Here is a 20,823-nt window from a genome sequence, read left to right on the forward strand (position 1 = left end):
CTAGCGGGAGGCCCGCCTCCGGTAGCGGAACGCCGCCAGCCGTGCGCGCAGGCCGCCCGCTGCCGCTGTAGCGCCGTCGACAGCGTCGTCGGCGGCCGTCCAGGCCTGCCGCGCCCGCTCCTCCGACACCTCGCTGCCATCGAAGACCGCGGCGTCGACGTGCCGCGCGAGGGTCGCGAGCCCAGCGGAGGGAACGGCCAGCCCCTGGCTCGCCGACTGGTCCTCGAGTGCGGCCGCCGTCTGCAGCCGGGTCGCACGGGAAGGCACTTCGAGGCCCAGCTCGGCGTAGCGGTCCGACAGCTCCTCCCAGGCGCCGGCCGCCCGGCGATCGGGCGGTCCCGTCGTCTCGCGGAATCGCCGCCGCCTCCTCTTCGCCAGCCCGATCAGCACGAGCGGCACGAAATACAGCAGCATCGGGATCCCGACGACGCCGAGCGCCACCCACGCCCAGGCCGGGATCTCGAAGCGGGCGCCGGGCGCCTTCTTGTCGTTGTCTTTCGTCTTGACCGGCGTGAGCAACTCGTCGGAACGCGGATCGGCCGGTGGGGGCTGCCGCACCTGAGGTTGTGGCTCCAACTTCGGTTTGGTGGTCTGGTTCTTCGGCGCGTCGGTCTTGGTCGGCGTCGGGTAGAACGGCACCCAGCCCACGCCCTCGAACGGCACCTCCACCCAGGCGGTGACGTCGTCGCCCGTGACCGTGGTCGTCGCGGCGACGCTCTTGGGCGCGAAGCCCATGACCACCCGGGCCGGATAGCCGAGCCGACGCGCCATCAGTGCGAAAACGCCGGCGTACTGCTCCTGATCGCCCACCATCGGCGACGTGCTCAGCAGGTCGGTCATCCGGTCCGCGCCCTCTCCTGCACGGGACGGCACGGGGTCCGACGCCCGCCCGTGGCTGAGGTAGCCGAGCGACTTGAGTGACCGCTCGATGTTGCGGAGCTTCTGGATGGCGGTGTTCGCCGAGCCGGCGTACTCCTCGGCCTTGGCCGAGACGACGTCCGGCACGTTGTCGACCGGCGGCAGGACCACCCGCGCCGGCGGCGCTTTCGCGAGCTGCTGGTCGTTCGGGATCCGTTGCGCAGTGGCCTCCACCGTGTAGCGCAGGCCTGAGCGCACGCCGCTGGTCACGGCGCTGGTGCCCGTCGCGGTGTTCACGCGGACGGTCTCTGCCGGGTCCTGTCCGGTGTGCGCGTCGAAGCCGAGCCGGTCGAGATAGCCGAGCGTCGGGAGCCATACGTCCGAGTAGCCGAGGATGTCGATCGTCGCGGAGCTCGTCGACCCCGGCGTGAAGAGCGCCGGCCGAGGGATGGAGCTTCCGAGCAGCTCGAACGCGCCGGAGGCCCCCGCCTGGGACCCGGGCGCGGTGACCGTCCAGACCACACCGTCGTAGCTGTCCATCGTGGCGAGCCGGATGACCTGGCCCTTCTGGAGGCCCTCGACCGTGAACAGCTTCGTCTTCTGGAGGTCCTTCGTGTATTTGCGGAAGCCGGCCAGCGGGCTCGGGTAGTCCAGCGGATCGAACGGCGGAGTGACCTCGTCGCGCACGACGAGCCGGGAGGCCGCCGCCGGGGCGAGGAGTGAGCCCGCCAGGGCACCCACGACGAGCGCGCCGACGACGACCACGACTCCGCTCAGGAACCGGGTGCGGCGCACGCCCGTTCCGGCGTTCAGCTGCCCTCGGCTGCCCGCGCGGCGCCAGGCGAGCCAGACGAGCGCGATCACCGCGAAGAGCACTCCGCGCACTCCGGCGAAGTACGCGTCGCGCGTGCCGAGCAGGATGCCCGCGAGGAACAGCAGGACCGGACCGATCAGGAGCACGGAGGTCCGGCCGACGGGGGTTCCCGCCTGCGACGTGCCTGGCCGTGTCCCGCGCTTCGCCGCCGGCAGCCAGCGCACGGCCAGTGTGACCGAGACCAGGGCCACCAGCCAGCCCGCGAAGTACGGGACGACCGCGACGTACGGCGGCGCCTCCAGCGGTGCTCGCAGGGTCACCGCGTCGCTCCAGCCGAACACCGGCCCGACGGCGAGCCCGGACAGGCTGTCGAGCGACGGGAGCACGCCGTACATCGCGAGACCGGGCAGGGCGAGAGCCGTGCCCAGCAGGAAGTATGCGGCCAGCGCGATGACGACGGTCACCGGCACGGACAGGCGGAACAGCCTCCCGAGCACGGCCACCGCTCCCCCGACGACGATGCCGCCGATCGCCGCCGGGAGGAAGGCGAAGTGCCCGAACGCCGGCTCGAAGCCGGCCACGGCGATCAGGCTGAGCGCGACGACGACGGCGACATCCACCCAGGTCGTCCGGCCCAGACTTTCGACGCGGCCGACGCGGCCGGCGGCGCTCATCGGCGCGCCCGTCGCAGGAGGGCCGGCAGCTCGTCGAGCCGGCCGAGGACGATCAGAAGCGTGCTGCCCAGGCGCGTGACCCGGGGCTCCGCCGTCTCGTCCACGCGGATCGTGAGGGTCTCGGTGTCGGAGGACCAGAGCGCGGCGGCGGCGCGCAGTTCCGCGGGTGTCGCCTGCGAGCCGACGATGGTGACCGCGAGGCTCGGGACGGCACGGCGGAGCGTCGCCTGGCGGAGGAACTCCCGAACGCCACGGCCCGATTCGACGAGTTGGAGCCGGCACGAGTCGTCCAGGAACGCAGTCGGGGTCGAGACCCGCAGCTCGGCGCCCTGCGCGATCGCGTCGATACCGGTGTCCTCGCGGATCACGTGCGAGCCGAGGGACGCGAACACCGAGACCGCGAGCTCGAACTCGTCGTCGGAGGCGAACCGCGAACGCTCGGCGTCGAGTGCCAGCAGGAGCTGCGAGCGTCGCGACTCCTGGTATTGCCGGACCATCAGCTGACCGGTCCGGGCCGACGTGCGCCAGTGCACGTTGCGGATGTCGTCGCCCGCTTCATACGTGCGCAGCGCGTGGAAGGCCAGGTCGGAGTCGGTGATGACCTTCGTCGCCTGCCCTTCGAGGTCGCGGACCAGACCGCGTGCGGTGGCGGCCAGGCGGACGGTCCGCGGGTGCACGAACAGCTCCACCTGGTCCGTCCAGCGCGTGGTCCTGCGCAGGAGGCCCAGCTGGTCTCCGCGCACGGAGAGCGCGGGGCCGGCGAGGATGAGCGCGCGCCGGGCGGTGGGCACGGCGAACAGCTCCTCGACCTCCGCGTCGGGAGCGAGGCGCGGCACGGTGAAGACGGCGGTGCCCTCGCCGACCGGCAGCTCCATGCGGGTGGGGAGCACCGGCCGCTGCCCGCTGTTGCGGACCGTCAACCGCCCGTAGGCCCGATCGCCGGCGACCACCCGGCGCGGCGAGAGCTCCACGCCGACCGCGTAGGTGGAGCGGCCGACGGCGAATGCGACAGCCAGCAGGACGGCGGCCAGGAGCGTCGCGCCGAGGAAGGCGAACTCCGCCCAGCCGAACGCGAGCACGACGACCAGCGAGACGGCGCCGGCGACCAGGACCACCCAGCCGAGCGCGCTCACCGTGTCGGTCACGCTCGCGATCCGCGCCAGCGCGCTCCGGGCGGCCGGGGTCGCCGGTGCGACCAGACGTCTCCCGGCCGCGAGGAGCTGGACTCCGGCGATGCGGGCCTGCGCACTGCCGCGCCTCGCCGGCGCAGCGCTCCGTCGGCCTCGCTCTCCGGCGCCCGACGCGGTCTGAGCGGTCATGCTGCCCGGTAGGCGGGCGGTGTCGCCGCCGCGACCGACCGCGCCACGATGTCGGAGGCGCTCACCCCGGCGAACTCCGATTCGGGGTCGACGATGATGCGGTGCGCGAGCACGGGTTGCGCCAGCTCCCGGATGTCGTCGGGGGTCACATAGGTCCGACCGGCGGCGATCGCCCAGGTCTTCGCCGCACGGGCCAGGGCGAGCGCGCCGCGGATGCTGACGCCGAGCGCCGCGTCCTTGTCGTCGCGGGTGGCCGTGACGATCTCGCTGAGGTAGCCCATCACGGAGGCGTCGGCGTGCACCTCCGAGGCGAGCTGCGCGAGCGTCGTGATCGAGTCGGCCGCGATGATCGGATGGACGGCGGAGGCGCGCGAACGGTTCGAGGAGTCCAGCAGCAGGTCGACGGTGGTCGCGTGGTCGGGGTAGCCGAGCGACGTCTTGACGAGGAACCGGTCGAGCTGGGCCTCCGGGAGCGAGTAGGTGCCCGACTGCTCGACCGGGTTCTGCGTCGCGATCACCAGGAACGGCGAGCCGACCGGGTGGCCCACGCCGTCGACCGTGACGACGGCCTCCTCCATCACCTCCAGAAGGGCGGACTGGGTCTTCGGGCTGGCGCGGTTGATCTCGTCGGCCAGCACGACCGAGGCGAAGATCGGGCCGCGGTGGAACTCGAACCGGCCGGTCGACTGGTCGTAGATGGTCACACCGGTCACATCCGACGGCAGCAGATCGGGAGTGAACTGGATGCGCGACTGCGTGCCCTCGATCGTGTTCGCGAGCGCCTTCGCGAGAACGGTCTTGCCGGTGCCGGGCACGTCCTCGAGCAGGACGTGACCTCCGGAGAGCATGGCGGCGACGACGAGCCGGATCGTCTCCTCCTTGCCGAGGATCGCCTTGTCGATGTTCGCGACGAGCTGCGCGAACGCGCCGGCGAACCAGTCCGCCTGTTCCTGGGTCACTGCCACGGGATCCGTCCTTCTGTTCGTTGTCCGTTCGGGGAGGTGCGCCGGTCGGTCACGGTGACCAGTCCTGAACGCTGCTCTGCACGCCGTTCACGACGACGTAGGCGCCCTTGTAGCCGCAGTACGGCTGCTGGCCGTCGGCCGCGCCCCGGTAGTGCGCATAGCCGTTTCCGTCGGTGGAGATCGTCGGCGCCCACAGCGTGCCTCCGTTGCAATGCACCTGCATCTGGAAGGTGCGGTTCGCCGGGAAGGCGTGCAGCGTCACGTCGTAGGTGAAGCTGTGCGCATAGCCCGGCTCCTTGTTGCCCTGAGCGAGATCGAGCGACGGCTGCGGCTTCGGCTTGTTCTCGATCTGCGTCGAGCCGGAGGTGCTGGGCGGCCCCTGCTTCCCACTGCCGTCGTTCACCGCGAAGACCTGGAAGGAGTACGTCCCTGCTCCCTGACCACCGACCGAGGCGCTCGTCCCGGTCGTGGTCTTCCAGGAGTCTCCACTCAACTTGTAGTGGTAAACCACCGCGCCGCCGCCGGTGCCGCTCGGGTCGCGCAGGGCATTCCAGCTCATCGTGACCGTCGCGGGTGCGTACCCGTCGTTCGAGATCTTCAGGCCACCCACGGCGGTAGGCGTCCCATAGGGCGTGACCGCCGCGCTCTGCGCCGAGACCGGCCCCCAGCCGTCCGCATTGTGAGCGCGCACGGCGAATCGGTACGCCTTGCCGTTGGTGAGGCCGCTGATCTCGACGCGGCCGAGGGTCCCGACCGTGACGGTGCTCTCTCCGCCGCTGACCTCGTAGGAGTCGATGGGCTTGCCGTTGTCGGCGGGAGCCGCGATGGTCACGCCCGCCTTGCCGTCGCCTGCGCTGGGGCTCGAGGGCGCGGGCGGCTTGCCCGGAATGTCGTGGACGGTCACCCGGTACTGCCCGATGGCCGAAGCCGTCCGCTTGGGGTCCTTCGTCGCGTCCTCGACGTGGTAGACGATGTTCACCGCGCCGATCGCCGCACCGGAGGCCGCGCTCACCGTGATGGTGCTCGCCGTGTGGGTGACCGTCACGCCCGCCGGGGCGCTCTGAGCCTGTGCGTCGGTGATCGTGAGCGGGGTTCCGGGGAACGGATTGACCCACGCGGAGTCGGAAGCGAGACTGCTCGAGGTCCCCGAGGTGCCGCGTTTCAGCTCCGCCGTCTGCGGCGGGTTCTTCTGCGTCGCGATCGGGCGGGACGAGCTGACCACCTGCACGTTCACGGTTCCCGTGATCGTCTTGGCGCCCGAGCTGATGGTCACCGTCACCGCGGTGGACTCCCCCGGCTGCACGCCCAGCGGCGCCGACAGCGAGAGCGTCGACCCGTTGAGCGCGACGGCGACCTTCGTGTTCGACCACCGCGGATTCGCATAGCTGAGCTTGGCGAGGATGGCCGGGTTCGGGTGGAAACTCGATGCCCGCAGGTCGACGGCGAGCGGAGCCTCCCCGGCTTCGATCTTCTCGGTCGGCGAGGTGAAGGTCGGGGCGACATCCGACTGCTCGGGGTCGCCCACCGTCAGGGGCAGCACGAGCGTCGTGATCCGGTCGGTGGAGGCGCCGGCGTCCCGGCCGTCGTCGACCTTGAACGTGATCGCCGCGGGGCCGCGGTAGTCCTTCGCCGCGGCGAAGGTCAGCGTGTCCTCACCGCCGTACGACGACGCGCCGGAGCTGTTGGTCGCGCTGACCCCGGAGGCTCCAGTGAGCTTCACGCCGCGGCCCGACGGCACCGTGAGGATGTCGGACAGCTTCCAGCTCTTCGACCCGTTCATCGGCACGATCTGCTGCGGGAGGCCGTCCGCGATGCGCGGCGGCGCCGTGGCGTCTCCCTTGGGCGGGACGATGATGAACGCGTCGCCGCTGAGCCCGGTGACCCGGTCGGTCACGGAGTACGCGATCGCCATCCGGCGCTCGCCGGGACGCACCGTCACGGTCCCGTCGTTGCCGACGTCCGCGGCGGAGGCGTTCGCTCCGGTCACCGCGACCTGCAGGTCGCCGACGAGTCCGGAGGGGTTGGTCGCTCCGGAGAGGGCGTTCACCTTCACGGTCTGCTTGTTCGAGACGGCGTCCGCCTCCAGGACGTGGTCGACCGCGGTCGGCGGCACGTCCTTCGCGTCCGGTGTCACCGTCAGCTGGACGAAGGCGCTCGCGACGCCGCCCTGCCCGTTCGTGATCTGGTATCGGACGATGTACGACCCCTCGCGTTGCGGCGCCTTGACCAGCACGATCTTGCCGTGCACGGAGGCCACGAGCCCCTGATCCACCTGCAGGAGCTTCTTCTGCAGCGCGATGGCGTAGCCGTTGGGGTCGGAGTCGTTGTCGAGCACCGGCACCGCGATGGTCCTGCCCGGCTTGACCTGCACCGGGTCGTCGACCGCGATCGGCGGCCGGACCTGGCCCGGTCGCGGGATGACGCCGATGGTGACGGTGCCGGTGGCGCTCTTGCCGTAGGTGTCCTTCACCGTATAGGTGAAGGTGTCGGTGCCCGCGGAGTCGGGGTACGCCTCGTAGGTGAAGGCCGTGCTGGAGGTGTCGGCGATCCGGCCGAGGGTCGGCTGGCTGCCGAGGCCGGCAAGCACGACCGAGTCGCCGTCCGGGTCGATGCCGTCGAGCGGGACCTCCACCGGCACTGACGAGCCCGCGAACGCGCGCACGGTGAGCGGCTGCGGCTGCGGAGCGCGGTCGGAGCCCTTGTCCGGCGCCGTCACGACGAACGTCGCCGTGGCCTGCGCCCTCTGGCCGTACTTGTCGGTGATCCCGTACACGACGCTGTACTGCCCGGGCGTCGTCGGCGCCTGGTAGCGGACCGTCGTGCCGCTGACGAAGGCCGTGGCCCCCTTGCCCGCGGCGGAGGTGTCGCGCAGTTCGGGGTCGAGCGAGAACGGCGCGTTGTCGGGCGAGGAGTCGTTGTCGAGTACCGAGGCGGTCACCACGTCGCCCGCCCGCACGGTCACCGTGTCGTCCACCGCCACCGGAGGCTGATGGACGACGAGCGGCGGGACCGGCACCACCGTGATGCCCGCCGTCGACTCGTGCACGCCGTCCGAGACGACGTACTGCAGCTGGACCTGCCGGGTCAGCACCGTGGGAGCGGTGATCTTGACGATCGCGTTGTCGAGCACCTCCACGTGGAGGTCCTGCGCACCCGCGCCGGCCGTCAGCTCGCGAACGACGAGCACCCGTCCGGAGGGCGACACGTCGTTGTCGAGCACCGCGACGGAGGTCGGCTCGCCCGGCCGGACGAACGCGCGGTCGGCCACCGCGACGGGCGGCGCGTCGGAGGCGCCCTGCTCGGCCACGTCGAAGCGGACGATCCCCGTCGTGGTCTTCGGCCCCGCCCCGAGCGTGTACTCGGCGTAGTACTCGCCCGCCGCACTCGTCTTCAGTGTGATCGTGCCCCGCGCGGCGTCGGCGGTGACCTGCGCGCCCGAACCCTGCAGGGTCGCGCCGACGAGGGCGAGCGGCTCGCCCGACGGCGACTGGTCGTTGTCCAGCGGGTGCACCACGATCGGGCGGCCGGTGAAGCCGGAGCCGAAGTCCGGCACGGCCACGGGATCCAGCGTGCCCGCCGGCTTCACCGTCACGATGAGGCTCCCCGTCGCCGACGCGCGGCCGTCCGAGACTGTGACGCGGACCTCCTTCGACCCCGCCTGGCCCGTCTTGCTGGTGAAGGTCACGTCGCCGTCCGGTTTGAACCGCACGTCGTCCTCCGTGGTGGAGGTCGCCGACACGAGCGAGAGCTCGTCGCCGTCCGGGTCCTGCCAGTCGTTCAGCACGTTGTAGGTGACCGACTGGCCGACCTCCGTCTGTGCCGCGCTCGATCGCGTGGAGGCGGGAGGGTCGTTCTGCGCGTCCTGATGGATCGTCGCGTTCACGTTCGCCGCGGCGGTACCGCCCCGGCCGTCGTCGATCGAATACCGGAACGAGACAGTGCCGCTCACACCGGTCTTCGGCGTGAATTGGACAGCCCGGCCGCCCTCCACCAGCGTGAGCTGCCCCTGGTCGGCCGGGATCGCCGAGACCTGCGTGATGGTCAGCACGTCCCCGTCCGGGTCGGTGTCGTTGGCGAGCACGTGCAGCACGGTCGATCGGCCCGGGCGCACCCCGAACGCGTCGTCCAGGGCCGTGGGCGGCCGGTTCGCCGACGTGCGCTGTGCGAGGGTGTCGGCGAACGACTGCACCACCGGCTTCTCCTCGCCGGTGTCGCCCTGGACCGTCGTGTCGTTCGGCTTGAGCTGTGCCCAGTTCTGCACCAGCCGCATATTCGACGAGACGACCCACGCGTTCCCGTCGCGGAGGTTGTTGAGCGCGATCACGCCGTGATTGACCCGGAACGCCAGATCGTCGCCGGTCACCGGCTCCGCGATGCCGAGGGAGATCGGCTTCTTGCCGTCGCACGCGTAGAGGTAGCGGGCGGATCCCGCCCACGCGCCGTAGGAGCACCCGGCGAGCCGCACGGGCGCGGACACGGCGCTCGCGCCGCCGGCGGACGTCGCCCCAGCGGGCGTCGAGACGACGGCGCCGCCTCCGAGCGGAACCGTGAGCAGGCTGCTCGCCGTCGCGACGAGCGCCGACGCGTCGTCCTGCCCCGGTTGCTGGAGGCGCAGCCCCTTCGCCGGGAGGTCCACGACCGTCCCCGATCCCGTGACGAGCTGGTCGGCCTGCGTGTCCAGCAGCACCGGCTGGTCGCCGACCGCGGAGAGCTGGAAGGACCCGGGGACCGCGAACGGCGCCGAGCTCGCGGCGGCACCGGGGTGATCGACGGTGATCAGTCGCTGATTCTTCGGCGCGGCCACGAAGGTCTTCCCCGACTTCGCGACGACGAGCTTCGTGCCCGCACCGACGTTCGCCGTCGGCCGGGTCTTCGACTTGTCGAAGTCGAGCCGGCCGGACGCGTCGAGCACCCAGAGCGATCCCGTGGGCGAGAGCACCGAGAAGGTCGAGCCGCCGTAGCCGACTTGCGAGCCCTCCGGCACCTGGATCCGACCGCCCAGGGAGACGAACGCCGGGTCGATCCGGTCGACGGTGCCGTGCGGCAGGTCGGTGAGGAAGTAGGACGTGCCGTCCTGCAGCACATCCAGTTCGGCGGACGACCCGGTCACCGCAGCGTCGAGCTCGTCGATCTGGTGGTTGAGGCGCCCGCCGAGCAGGCGCTCTCCGTTCGTCACCCAGACGTCGCGAGTGTCCAGCTCGACCGCGTTGGTCGGGAATCCACGGTGCAGCACGGCGATGGTGATCGGGACTCCGGCGACGACGGCGACGGCGACTGCGATCGCGAGACTCTTGCGCTTCCGCATCCACGTGCTAAACGAAGCCAAGACTCTGCTATCCCCCGGGGCCGGCTGTGGTATCCATTTCGACTGAAACGCAAGTCACGCTAGCACGACCCCCGAAAGGGAGAGGAATGGGGAGCACTCCCCATCCGGACGGTGCGCGCGCTGCTCAGCTGTTCCCAGATTCCGCCGGACCACTGGCATCGTCAAGGAGCGGGAGGTCCTCGATCCCGACGAGGCGGGTGGTCACCGCGTACTCCACCAGCCGGGCCCGACGGTTGGTCGCGAGCTTGCCGCGGCCTCCCCGCAGCCCCGCTACACCCAGCCGGTCGAGCTTGTCGCAGACGTTGTCGAGCTTGCGGTTGAACGTCGTCATGCTCCACCCCAGGCGCTCGGCCGCCTCCGCAGAGCTCGGAATGCTGCCCCGGCCGGGAACGGACTGCGTCAGCACGCCTTCGGCGAGGGCGACGATCAGCTGACGCTGGCTGGTCGTGAGCGTGACGGGCAGGACCGTCGTCGACCCGCCGGAGCCGTCAACAGCTACCGAGGTGTTGAAGTAATCCGCGTCGCTGCTGATGGTGAAGTCGTAGGTGGTCGCGCCCGCGCTGAACATGACGTGCAGAGTCTGGAAGACGATGGGGAGCTTCGCCCCCGGCGCGAGCCAGGCCTGCATCGTGCCGGACGCGTCGGTGACCGTCGCCGTCAGCAGCGTCCCGACGTTGCTGAGCCACCACATCCCGAAGTCGTTGGTGATGCTGAGGAAGCGGCGGTGCAGATAGGGGTTGTCGTCGATCGACAGGTCGGACTCACGCCCGATGCCGAAGTCGGCGCCCTCCCCGACCGGGTACTCCTCGCCGCAGAACTCGACCGTGAGCGTCATGCGGAGCACGCCTTCAGCGGCTCGGACGTGCGCCCGGAGCGCACGGTGGTGACATCCACGCAGACCGGGACGCCCGGCGTCAGACCGGTGAGCGTGACCGTCGGCTGGGCGGTGACGGTCGGCGGGTCCGTCGTGCCGTCGCGCACCCAGGTGTACTGGTCGCCATCCTTCGGCGACACGGTCTTCCAGACGATCGTCGCCGACGTTCCGGCGGCGTCGCGCTTCGCCGACACCAGCGTCGGCGCCGGGACGGTCGTCACGGCGATCGTGCCATCGTCGCCGCCCTGCGGGCTCGTCGACGGTGCGGAGGGAGCGAGCGCGTTCGACACGATCGCCGCTCCGATCCCGAGCACGACCACCGCGGCCGCGGCGCCTGCGATCCACGCGACGAGCCTCGGGCGACGGGCCTGCAGAGAGACCGGAGCCTCGGCTTCGCCCTCCTGCGTCGGCGGCGACTCGACAGCCGCGGGACGCAGCACGGTGCTCTCCACCGGCGCCGCGGCAGCGACCGTGGGCACGACGCCGCGGATGCGCGTCGACTCGGCCGCCGTTCCGTGCTCGTGCGGCTGTTCCGTCGAGGTGGACGGCGCGGACGTGTCAGGGCCGCGAACGCTGCTCGGCTCCGGCCGCGGCGCGTCGGGCTGGGCCACCACGGTCGCCACCGACCGTGCACGGGTCGCCTCGGCGGCGTCGGGCCCCTCCGGAGCGGCGACGCCCTCGTTCGAGAGGTGGAGGTTGGGCACGTCGATGCTGGTGGGCGCCAGTCCGAGCTCGAGCTCGACCCGCTGCAGGGCCCGCGCGAACTCGACAGCCGAGGCGTACCGGTTCTCGCGTCGCGCCGCCATCCCCGTGCGCAGCACGGTCGTCAGCGACGGAGGCAGGTCGGGCCTGTCGAGCGGCGAGATCATCCCGCGCTCGATGCGGCCGATGAGGTCGAGCGTGCCGTTCGACCGGCCCGGCACCTCGAACGGCGTCCGTCCGGCCAGCAGCGTGTGCAAGGTCGCGGCGAGCGAGAAGATGTCGCTGCGGACGTCGGGATCCGGGTCGTCGGCGAACATCTCGGGAGGCGACCACGGCACGCTCAGCCCCACCGAACGGCTCTCGCTCGTGGAGGTGTCCGCGCCTCCCCGCCGCAACTCCGACAGCGTCGTCGTGTGCACAGGCAGCTCCTCCAGAGCGGAGGCGATGCCGAAGTCTGTGAGCGCCGGCCAGCCGAAGGCGTTCGTCAGCACGTTCGCCGGCTTGATGTCGCGGTGCAGGATCCCCGCATCGTGCGCCGTCGCCACCGCGCTCGAGAGCCGAACCCCGGTCCGCAGTGCGTCCTCGACCGGGATGCGCTCGCGCTTGAGGCGGTCGGCGAGCGACGGGCCGGAGCAGTACTCCATCACCAGGTACGGCCGGTCGTCGGGCGAGACGCCCGCATCGAAGATGGTGGCGATGAACGGGTGCGCCGACAGGCGCGCCATCACGTTGGCCTCGGTCACGAACCGCGCACGGGCGGCGGCGTCGACGCTGTCCGTCAGCAGCACCTTGACGGCGACGCTGCGCTTGGGCAGCTCCTGCTCGTAGAGGAACACATCGGAGAACCCTCCCGAACCGAGCAACCGGATGAAGTGGAGGCCGTTCAGCGCGGGCGGCGTCGACGCCATCCTCCTCATGCGCCCGCCTCGACGGTCAGAGTGGCGCCGCTGCCCAGGTCGACGACCGTGCCGGCGACCACCGTGGTCGGCTCGCCCGCGCGGAGCTTCTGCGGAGCCTTGCCCGGCAGCACGACGACCGTGCCGTTGCGGGAGTGCAGGTCGGTCACGACGACGGTGTCGCCCTCGACGGCGATGGCGACGTGCGAGCGCGAGATGTCCTCCTCGACGCCCGTCAGCGTGAGCGGCCGGGCGCCGGTGAGCGTCCGGAACGCGGACGCGCTCGGGGCCCGCCCCACGATCACCGGAGCCACGAGGTCTTCGCGGCGCCCGTCGGAGAGCACGACGCGGTAGCGGAGGCGCGGCGGCGCATCGCGATCGGCGCCGGAGGCGTCGGACGGGTCGACGGCCGTACGCTGCGGGAGGTCGCCGCTCAGCACGGTCAGCCCGTCGTGGTCGCCGACCGCCGCGGCCGACGGGAACGAGTCGGTGATGAAGCCGGGAAGGTCGATGCGCGCCGGCTCCTCCGGGGAGGCCTCCGGTCGCATCGCGGCCTCCTCGACGCCACGCATCATGGTCGCGCCGAACAGGTGGTCGTAACCGGTGTCGGCCGCCGGCGACGCATCATCCGGTGCGTCACCGGGAGGACTCCCGCGATCCGGTGCCTCCACCATCGTGGCCTCCGAGACGCTGGTCGGCTCGTCCAGTGGCTCCAGTGGCTCCAGCGGCTCCAGTGGCTCGAGAATCACCGGTTCGGTGATCCGGGATCGCCTCTCCGGCTCCCTGGCCGCTTGCGGCCGAGCCGGGGCGTCCTCTGTCTCGGTCGTGGTCCAGGCCAGCGCGCTCGCGCGGACGATGCCATCGGCGAGCGGGAACGTCTCGCCCGACGGCGAGCCGAGTGCGACCGCCGTCGCGTCTTCGAACTGCGTCTCGAGCCACGACGACACCGCGGCACGGAGGTCGCGCGTGCCGGCGCCGTCGGTGACCGTGGCGCTGAGCCCGCCGCGCACGGCGAGCAACGTCGTGTCGCCGCTGACGTCGAGGAGCCCGAATGCCGGAGTCCTGCTCAGCCCGTCCGCGATCAGTGCGTCCAGTGTCTCGGCGAATCCGATCCGGACGGCGTGGAGGTATCGCAGCAGCGGCTCACGCCCGGAGCGCTCGACGACGAGAGCGCGTTCCCCCGCCACGACGACCGCCCAGTCCCCTGCCGCCGCCTGCTGCACCTCGAACACGTGCTGCTTACTCCCTCGGCTGCGTGTCGTCGAACTCCCGGCCGGCGATCCTGTCGCGCGTGTCGACAGCGGCGGGAGCGTCATCCCCTGGTCTCGATTCAACCACGATCACTGTGACGTTGTCGTGTCCGCCCGCCGCGACGGCGGCCTCCACGAGCACCGCTGCCGGGTCATGCGGGTCACCGGCCAGGATCTCGGCGATGGTCTCGTCGCTCAGCTCGCGGGTGAGCCCGTCGGAGCAGATCAGGAAGGCCGGGACAGATTCCGCCGGCAGCAGCGAGCTGTCGGTGTCGACGAAGTCTTCGGCGCCGAGGGCACGCGTGATGACGTTGCGCTCGGGGTGCACCTCGGCCTGCTCCGGAGTGATGAGTCCCGCGTCGAGCAGTTCCTGCACGGCCGAGTGGTCGACGGTCAGGCGCTCGAGGCGGCGACCGTCCCAGCCGTAGACGCGCGAGTCGCCGACGTTGATCACCATCCACTCCTCGGCCGCGCGCTCGGGCACCCGCACGCGGACCACACCGGCGAGGGTCGTGCCGGCGACAGCGGCGCCGGTCTCCTCCGCGTCGGAGAGCGCACGCACGGCGGCGTTGGCCTCGTCGACGGCGGTGATCACCTCGTCGGGCGTGGGCGTGGTCCCGGCGACGAGCGTCCGCGCGAGGCTCTCGACGGCAGTGCGGCTCGCGACGTCGCCGCGCGCGTGGCCGCCCATCCCGTCCGCCACGACGAAGACCGGATCCTGCGAGAGATAGCTGTCTTCGTTGACCTGCCGTACCGCACCGATATCGGTGCGGGCGCTCACGTCGACGGCAGATGTCATGTGCGGGGGTCCTCCGTGCCGGTCTCGGCCGGCGTGGTCGCGGACGGCGCGGCCTCGGCCGTTGCCGTCTCGACGGTCGTGTCGTTCTCCGCGGCGTCGTCATCCCCGTGGATGGCGTCGGCGACGGTGCTGCCGCTCATGCGCAGCTTGACAAGACTAGCGACCGTTGCGACCGCCATGGCGCCGACGATCACAGCGAGGGAGGTCCAGGTGCTGATGTCGGGCGCCCATTCGATGTGCTCGCCGCCGTTGATGAACGGCAGCTCGTTCTCGTGCATCGCGTGGAAGACGAGCTTGACGCCGATGAACGCGAGGATGAACGCGATGCCGTACTTGAGATACACGAGCTTCTCGAGCAGGTGACCCAGGAGGAAGTACAGCTGGCGCAGGCCCATCAACGCGAACACGTTGGCGGTGAACACGATGAACGGGCTCTGGGTGATCCCGAAGATCGCGGGGATCGAGTCGAGCGCGAACAGCAGGTCGGTCGTGCCGAGTGCGAGGAAGACGATGATCAGCGGCGTGAACATGCGACGACCGTTCACCGTCGTTCGCAGCTTGTTGCCCTCGTACTGGTCGGAGACCTTCAGCCGCTTGCGCGCGAAGCGGATGAACCAGCTGTCGTTCTCCCCCTCGTCGTCGTGGCTGACGAATGCCTGGTTGATCGCCGTCCAGAGCAGGAAGGCTCCGAAGATGTAGAAGATCCAGCTGAAGCTCGCGATGAGGCTCGCGCCGAGCAGGATGAACACCCCGCGAAAGATCAGGGCGAGGATGATGCCCACCATGAGCACTTCCTGCTGGTACTTCCTGGGCACCGCGAACCGGCTCATGATGATGACGAACACGAACAGGTTGTCGATGCTCAGGCTGTACTCGGTGAGCCAGCCGGCGAGGAACTGTCCGGCATGCTCCGCGTCGCCGACCAGGAGCATCAGCAGCGCGAAGATCAGCGCCAGGGCGACGTAGAACGACACCCACAGCGCCGACTCCTTCGGGCTCGGGATGTGCGGCCGCTTGAAGACGATCAGCAGGTCGAAGGCGAGGACGAGCAGGAGGACGACGAAGCTGCCGACCTCGAACCAGAGGGGAAGAGCGAGTTCCAACGGGAGGACCTTTCGGAGGGCGTACATGACGGACCCGAAAGTCTCTCCCGCACTCGTCGGTGCCGCTGTGCCCGGGTTCAGACGAACCGTGATGACGTCCACAGCGCGGAGCCGTTCGGCCCCTTCGGGATACTCCCCTTCGCAGGCACCCAGTCTAACGGGTGCGAGGAGTATCGTCCGCGCCATGCGGCGGGTGGAATTCGACAGCACGGCGATCGTGTCGGCTGGTTACGACCCGGAGACGGCCGTGCTGGAGATCGAGTTCGCCGGTGGAGGTGTCTACCGCTACCGGCTGGTGCCGCCGCGCGTCTGGCGTGAGCTCCGAGAGGCGGAGTCGGCCGGCCGCTACTTCGCCGAGGTGATCCGCGACCGGTATCCCGAGGAGTGGATGCCGTGATCCGAGGGCTTCACGCCAGCGTCGCCGCCCACTCCGCCACGCGCCGCGCGCTCTCCTCCTCCGAGAGGTCCTCGACGCGGGTCATGATCGACCAGCGGACGCCGTACGGGTCTCGGATACTCGCGTAGCGGTCGCCGGAGACGAAGTCGGCGGCCGGTTCGCGGATGATCGCCCCGGCTGCCTCGGCCGCTTCGACGACGGCATCCACGTCGGGCACGTACAGGCCCAGCGAGTAGCAGTCATCGTCGCCTGCGGGCGGAGGCACCAGGTGGTAGTCGGGGATCGGCTCACCGAGCTGGAGCAGCCCGTGCCCGAAGTCGAGGACCGCGTGGGCGACGACGCCGCCCATCTCGGTGACGTCGACCACGCGGGCGCCGAACACGTCACGGTAGAAGCCGATGGCTTCGCGGGCGTCTGGGATCACGAGGAACGGTGTGATGCTGCTGGCGCCCCTCGGGGTGCCGTTGTCGGTGTGGTCGCCGTGCGCTGCTCTGGTCATGCGTCCGAACCTACGGCTCCCGCCGGTCGCGAGGCTTGGAGATTCGCGCCAGCTCCCGGGCGAGGAGGTGCGCGGATAGGGTGAACGCGTGAACGCCGTCCCGGCGTCGTCGCGCGGGGTGCTCTACCCGGCACGGCTGCCGACCTTCCATCGCGAGCCCGTCGTGGGCGACCTCGCGGTGTTCGTGCGCTGGTACTGGATCCCGGAATGGCGCATCGAGCCGGGTCGAGCGTCACGTCAGCACATCGTGGGCTTCCCCGCCTGCAACCTCGTGGTGGAGAATGCCGCGACGGGCATCTCCGGCCCGACCACGCGTGCGTCGTATCGCGACCTCTCCGACGCCGGGTGGGCCGTCGGAGCGTTGCTTCGACCCGCCGCGGTCCCGTCGCTGGTCGACGACGTGACGGCGCTCCGCGACGAGTACCGGGAGGTCGACCTCCCCGAGCTGACGGCTGCCGTGACGGCGGCCATGACGAGCGACGCCCCTCCCGACGACCGTCGCCGATCGGCGATCGCGGTCTTCGGCGCGTGGCTGCAGGACCGGCTGGGCGCTCCGGGCGAGGACGGGATGCTCGCCAACCGCATGGTCGAGCTCGCCGAAGGCGATACGAGCCTGCTGACCGTCCCGGACCTCGCCGCGCGCCTGAACGTCTCCGTCCGCACGCTGCAACGCCTGGCCACCCGCTACGTCGGTCTGCCGCCGGCGGCCCTGATCCGACGCCGACGACTCCAGGAGGCGACGGAGCGGCTTCGCGTCGACCCGCTCCTCGACCTGACCGCACTCGCCCACGAGCTGGGCTACGCCGACCACGCTCACCTGACCAACGATTTCCGCACCACACTCGGATTCACCCCGAGCAGCTATCGGCGTTCGCGACCGACGTCATGAGCGGCGGGAGAAACAAGAAAACCCCCGGATGACCGGGGGTTTGCTCTGGTGGTGACCCCAGCGGGATTTGAACCCGCGTTACCGCCGTGAGAGGGCGACGTCCTAGGCCGCTAGACGATGGGGCCGTCTTGCAACTCATCGATAGTGCCACAGATGGGCGCCTACCTCCAAAACGAGCAGGTTATCCCGGGAGTGTCGCCTGCTCGTTCAGGCGAGGACGCGGAGCGCCCCCGCAACGACGGAGACCTCGACCGGCAGAGGGCCGATCCGCTCGCCGTCCGCGTAGGCGATCACGCCGTCGGCCTCGATGCGCACCGTGCTCAGCGCACGGAAGGAGACCTCCGGAAGCCCGGTGTGCTCGCCGCGGAACACTTTCGGGAACAGCCGCAGGAAGCGCAGGCGCTTCATCGCCGTCACGATGAAGAGGTCGAAGCGGCCGTCGTCGAGCGCAGCGTGCGGCACGATGCGCATACCGCCGCCGAGCGAGCGGTTGTTGGCGACGGAGACCAACATGGCTTGCGCGTCGATCTGCTCGCCGTCGGCCACGATGCGGTAGGGGCGCGCGTGCAGCGTGGCCAGTTCGCGCAGCAGGGCGAGGACGTACCGGCTCCGGCCCCGCGGACGCGTCATCAGGTTGGCGCGCTCGTTCACCGTGGCGTCGAAGCCCGCGGACACCACACAGCCGAACCAGGTCGTGAGCTCGGCGTGCAGCTCGCCGTGGCGCAGGAGGCCCGCGTCGATCACGCGCGGCGGGCGCTGCAGGGCCTCCAGCAGCTGGTCGATCGCGGCCTCGGTGTCGTCGATCGGGATGCCCAGGCCGTCGGCGAGGTCGTTGCCGGTGCCGCTGGGCACAATGCCGAGCGGGATGTCGGTCTGGGCGACGATGTTGATACCGAGGTTCGCCATCCCGTCTCCTCCGACGACGACGAGGGCGTCCGCTCCGCCCTCCACGGCACGAGCCGTCTCGCGGCGCAGCAGCTCGATGTTGGCCTCGTCCATCGGGATCACGGTGTGACCGACGGCACGGAGCCGTTCGACGACCCGGGGTCCGACGTCACGGCGCCGGCCGAACGACGCCATCGGGTTGACCGCTACCACGACGGTGCGAGGGGTGACAGGCATAGACCACGACTATGACACAGCTGGAGGATGATGAAGCCATGAGACTCACCAAGTTCGAACACGCCGCCCTGCTCCTCGAGGACTCCGGCAAGAAGCTGTTCCTCGATCCCGGATCGTTCACGTCGCCGCTGACCGACACGGCGAACACTGCAGCCGTCGTCATCACGCACGAGCACGCGGACCACTGGACCCCTGAGCAGCTGAACCGCATCCTCGAACTGAACCCCGACGTCCCGATCTTCGCGCCGGAGGGCGTCGCCAAGGCGGCCGCCGACTTCGACGTCACCGTCGTCCACGCCGGCGAGACGGTGGAGGCCGGCCCGTTCACCCTCCGCTTCTTCGGCGGGCGGCACGCCGTCATCCACGAGAGCATCCCCGTCGTCGACAACGTGGGAGTGCTCATCAACGACGAGCTGTACTACGCGGGCGACTCCTTCGTCATCCCGGAGGGCGTGGAGGTCGACGCCCTCGCCGTCCCCGCCGGCGCCCCGTGGCTGAAGGTCGGCGAGACGATCGACTACGTGCTCGCGACCAAGCCGAAGCGCAGCTTCCCCACGCACGAGATGGTGCTCTCGCGGGCGGGCAAGGACATGTCGAACGCCCGGATCGGCTGGGCGACCGAGCAGGGCGGCGGCGAGTTCTTCGCCCTCGAGCCGGGCGACACGCTCGACCTGTGAGCACCGCCCGCGCAGCAATGGAGGCCCGGCGGCCGGCGGTCGTCTGGTTCCGCGACGACCTCCGGGTCGCCGACAATCCCGCGCTGGACGCCGCCGGGCGCAGCGGGAGGCCGGTGGTGTGCGTCTACCTCTGGGATGACGTCTCCCCCGGCCTGCGGGCGCCCGGCGGCGCCGCCCGCTGGTGGCTGCACCACAGCCTCGGCGCACTCGACGCCGAGCTCCGCGCGCGCGGAGCGAGCCTCCTGGTGCGACGGGGAGCGGCCGAGACCGAGCTGGCGGCCCTCACGTCCGAGCTCGACGCCGCCGCCCTCTTCTGGAACCGCCGCTACGGCGGCGCCGAGCGACGTATCGACGCGGCCGTCAAGTCGGCGGCACGCGAGGCAGGCATCGACGCCCAGAGCTTCGGAGCGAACCTGCTCTTCGAGCCGTGGACGATCCGCACCGGCTCGGGCACGGCGTTCTCGGTCTTCACGCCCTTCTGGCGCGCGTGCCTGTCGGCGCCGACGCCGCGCAAACCCCTCGCCGCTCCCGATGCGCTGCCTGCGTCGCGGCGGCCGGACGGCCTCCGCATCGACGACCTGGCACTGCTTCCCACGCACCCCGACTGGGCCGGCGGCCTCCGCGACGCGTGGGAGCCGGGTGAGCGCGCCGCGCACGCCGACCTCGCGGGCTTCGTCGCCGACGACCTCGAACGGTACCGGGAGGACCGCGACGCGCCGGGGATCGCGGCGACCTCCCGGCTGTCACCGCGGTTGCGCTGGGGCGAGCTGAGCCCGCACCAGGTCTGGCACACCGCGTCCGCCGCGCGCGACCGTCACCGCGGCCTCGCCGACAGCGCGTCCGTCTTCCTCTCGGAGCTCGGCTGGCGCGAGTTCGCGTATCACACCCTCTTCGAGCACCCCGATGTCGCGACCGTCAACATCCGCCGTCAGTACGACGCCTTCCCGTGGCCACGGCTGCACCCCGGCGCGCTGAAAGCCTGGCAGCAGGGACGCACCGGCATCCCGCTCGTGGACGCGGGCATGCGCGAGCTGTGGACGACCGGCACCATGCACAACCGGGTGCGGATGGTCACGGCGTCGTTCCTCACCAAGAACCTGCTGATCGACTGGAGGCGCGGCGAGCAGTGGTTCTGGGACACCCTGGTCGACGCCGACCCGGCCAGCAACCCGTTCAACTGGCAGTGGGTCGCCGGCTCCGGTGCAGACGCTGCACCGTACTTCCGCGTCTTCAACCCCGAGCTGCAGCGCACGAAGTTCGATCCGCACGGCGACTACGTGCGCCGCTGGGTGCCGGAGTGGGACGGGGACGACTACCCGGAGCCGGTCGTCGACCTCGCCGAGACGCGCCGGGCGGCGCTGGCCGCCTACGACACGGTGAAGCGGTCGGCTCAGCGCGCGTGATCGGCGAGGATCTGGTCCACGTCGATCTGCTGTAAGAGGGCGGCCCAGTCGAGCGAGCGCGCCACGTCCGCGAGCTCTTCGTCGGCCAGCACTTTGCCGCTGCGCTCGACCACGATGCCCGACGGCAGCATGCGGTTGAGCTCGGCCAGGATGGCGTCGTCGACCGCTTCGGTGTCGAAATCGGCGCCGACCTGGGCGTAGTAGTCCGACGAAAGGGTGTAGGAGACGATCCCGGCTTCGATGCGGCTCATGTCCG

General features: G+C 70.8%; 16 protein-coding genes and 1 tRNA gene. 4 read left to right on the plus strand and 13 right to left on the minus strand.

The window, feature by feature from the left end:
• The 9 genes from AC0HS0_RS13865 to AC0HS0_RS13905 form a co-directional block, all read right to left on the minus strand.
• Positions 1–2,346 carry a transglutaminase domain-containing protein gene (locus AC0HS0_RS13865; protein WP_472964638.1) on the minus strand — a complete coding sequence of 782 codons (2,346 nt, stop codon included), beginning with the start codon at positions 2,344–2,346 and terminating at the stop codon, positions 1–3.
• The gene (locus AC0HS0_RS13870; protein WP_472964639.1) at positions 2,343–3,665 is read right to left on the minus strand and encodes a DUF58 domain-containing protein; all 1,323 of its coding nucleotides are present in this window, start codon (positions 3,663–3,665) and stop codon (positions 2,343–2,345) included. The genes AC0HS0_RS13865 and AC0HS0_RS13870 overlap by 4 nt, the downstream gene beginning before the upstream one ends.
• The gene (locus AC0HS0_RS13875) at positions 3,662–4,624 is read right to left on the minus strand and encodes an AAA family ATPase (RefSeq protein WP_472964993.1); all 963 of its coding nucleotides are present in this window, start codon (positions 4,622–4,624) and stop codon (positions 3,662–3,664) included. Before AC0HS0_RS13875 ends, AC0HS0_RS13870 begins: the two co-directional genes overlap by 4 nt.
• Positions 4,625–4,679: 55 nt before the next feature.
• A complete protein-coding gene (locus tag AC0HS0_RS13880) occupies positions 4,680–9,935 on the minus strand; it encodes an Ig-like domain-containing protein (RefSeq protein WP_472964640.1) in 5,256 nt (1,751 codons plus the stop codon).
• A 145-nt stretch (positions 9,936–10,080) separates the two neighbouring features.
• Entirely contained in the window at positions 10,081–10,791 is a 711-nt protein-coding gene (locus AC0HS0_RS13885) for a hypothetical protein (RefSeq protein WP_472964641.1), read from the minus strand.
• Positions 10,788–12,449 (minus strand): protein kinase domain-containing protein, encoded by a 1,662-nt coding sequence (locus AC0HS0_RS13890; RefSeq protein WP_472964642.1) that lies wholly within the window; start codon positions 12,447–12,449, stop codon positions 10,788–10,790. The genes AC0HS0_RS13885 and AC0HS0_RS13890 overlap by 4 nt, the downstream gene beginning before the upstream one ends.
• Complete coding sequence (locus tag AC0HS0_RS13895) at positions 12,446–13,660, minus strand: FHA domain-containing protein (RefSeq protein WP_472964643.1); 1,215 nt, start codon at positions 13,658–13,660, stop codon at positions 12,446–12,448. The genes AC0HS0_RS13890 and AC0HS0_RS13895 overlap by 4 nt, the downstream gene beginning before the upstream one ends.
• Positions 13,661–13,667: 7 nt before the next feature.
• Positions 13,668–14,477 (minus strand): PP2C family protein-serine/threonine phosphatase, encoded by an 810-nt coding sequence (locus AC0HS0_RS13900; RefSeq protein ID WP_472964644.1) that lies wholly within the window; start codon positions 14,475–14,477, stop codon positions 13,668–13,670.
• Entirely contained in the window at positions 14,474–15,580 is a 1,107-nt protein-coding gene (locus AC0HS0_RS13905) for a TerC family protein (protein ID WP_472964994.1), read from the minus strand. Before AC0HS0_RS13905 ends, AC0HS0_RS13900 begins: the two co-directional genes overlap by 4 nt.
• Positions 15,581–15,764: 184 nt before the next feature.
• Between AC0HS0_RS13905 and AC0HS0_RS13910 the strand changes: the two genes are divergently transcribed.
• Positions 15,765–15,977: a KTSC domain-containing protein gene (locus AC0HS0_RS13910; protein ID WP_472964645.1), complete on the plus strand. Its 213-nt coding sequence runs from the start codon at positions 15,765–15,767 to the stop codon at positions 15,975–15,977.
• A 10-nt stretch (positions 15,978–15,987) separates the two neighbouring features.
• Here AC0HS0_RS13910 and AC0HS0_RS13915 read toward each other — a convergent pair whose 3' ends face one another.
• Positions 15,988–16,476 (minus strand): VOC family protein, encoded by a 489-nt coding sequence (locus AC0HS0_RS13915; RefSeq protein WP_472964646.1) that lies wholly within the window; start codon positions 16,474–16,476, stop codon positions 15,988–15,990.
• A gap of 88 nt (positions 16,477–16,564) precedes the next feature.
• Here AC0HS0_RS13915 and AC0HS0_RS13920 point away from each other — a divergent pair, with 88 nt between their 5' ends.
• Positions 16,565–17,365 (plus strand): helix-turn-helix domain-containing protein, encoded by an 801-nt coding sequence (locus AC0HS0_RS13920; RefSeq protein ID WP_472964647.1) that lies wholly within the window; start codon positions 16,565–16,567, stop codon positions 17,363–17,365.
• Positions 17,366–17,414: 49 nt separating this feature from the next.
• Here AC0HS0_RS13920 and AC0HS0_RS13925 read toward each other — a convergent pair.
• Both AC0HS0_RS13925 and AC0HS0_RS13930 read right to left on the minus strand, forming a co-directional pair.
• A tRNA-Glu gene (locus AC0HS0_RS13925) sits at positions 17,415–17,490 on the minus strand.
• An 82-nt stretch (positions 17,491–17,572) separates the two neighbouring features.
• Positions 17,573–18,487, minus strand: coding sequence for a diacylglycerol kinase family protein (locus AC0HS0_RS13930; RefSeq protein ID WP_472964648.1), 915 nt, complete (start codon positions 18,485–18,487; stop codon positions 17,573–17,575).
• Between the two features lie 38 nt (positions 18,488–18,525).
• Between AC0HS0_RS13930 and AC0HS0_RS13935 the strand changes: the two genes are divergently transcribed.
• Together AC0HS0_RS13935 and AC0HS0_RS13940 are read left to right on the plus strand one after the other, a co-directional pair.
• Positions 18,526–19,164, plus strand: a complete 639-nt coding sequence (locus AC0HS0_RS13935) for an MBL fold metallo-hydrolase (protein ID WP_472964649.1) — start codon at positions 18,526–18,528, stop codon at positions 19,162–19,164.
• A gap of 17 nt (positions 19,165–19,181) precedes the next feature.
• Positions 19,182–20,567 carry a cryptochrome/photolyase family protein gene (locus AC0HS0_RS13940; protein WP_472964995.1) on the plus strand — a complete coding sequence of 462 codons (1,386 nt, stop codon included), beginning with the start codon at positions 19,182–19,184 and terminating at the stop codon, positions 20,565–20,567.
• On the opposite strand, the gene AC0HS0_RS13945 is transcribed toward AC0HS0_RS13940, so the two are convergent.
• Positions 20,555–20,818, minus strand: coding sequence for a hypothetical protein (locus AC0HS0_RS13945; RefSeq protein ID WP_472964650.1), 264 nt, complete (start codon positions 20,816–20,818; stop codon positions 20,555–20,557). The two genes, AC0HS0_RS13940 and AC0HS0_RS13945, sit on opposite strands and share 13 nt — an antisense overlap.
• Between the last annotated feature and the right edge of the window lie 5 nt (positions 20,819–20,823).

The organism is Leifsonia sp. PARNA 1/14 (genome assembly GCF_055720965.1).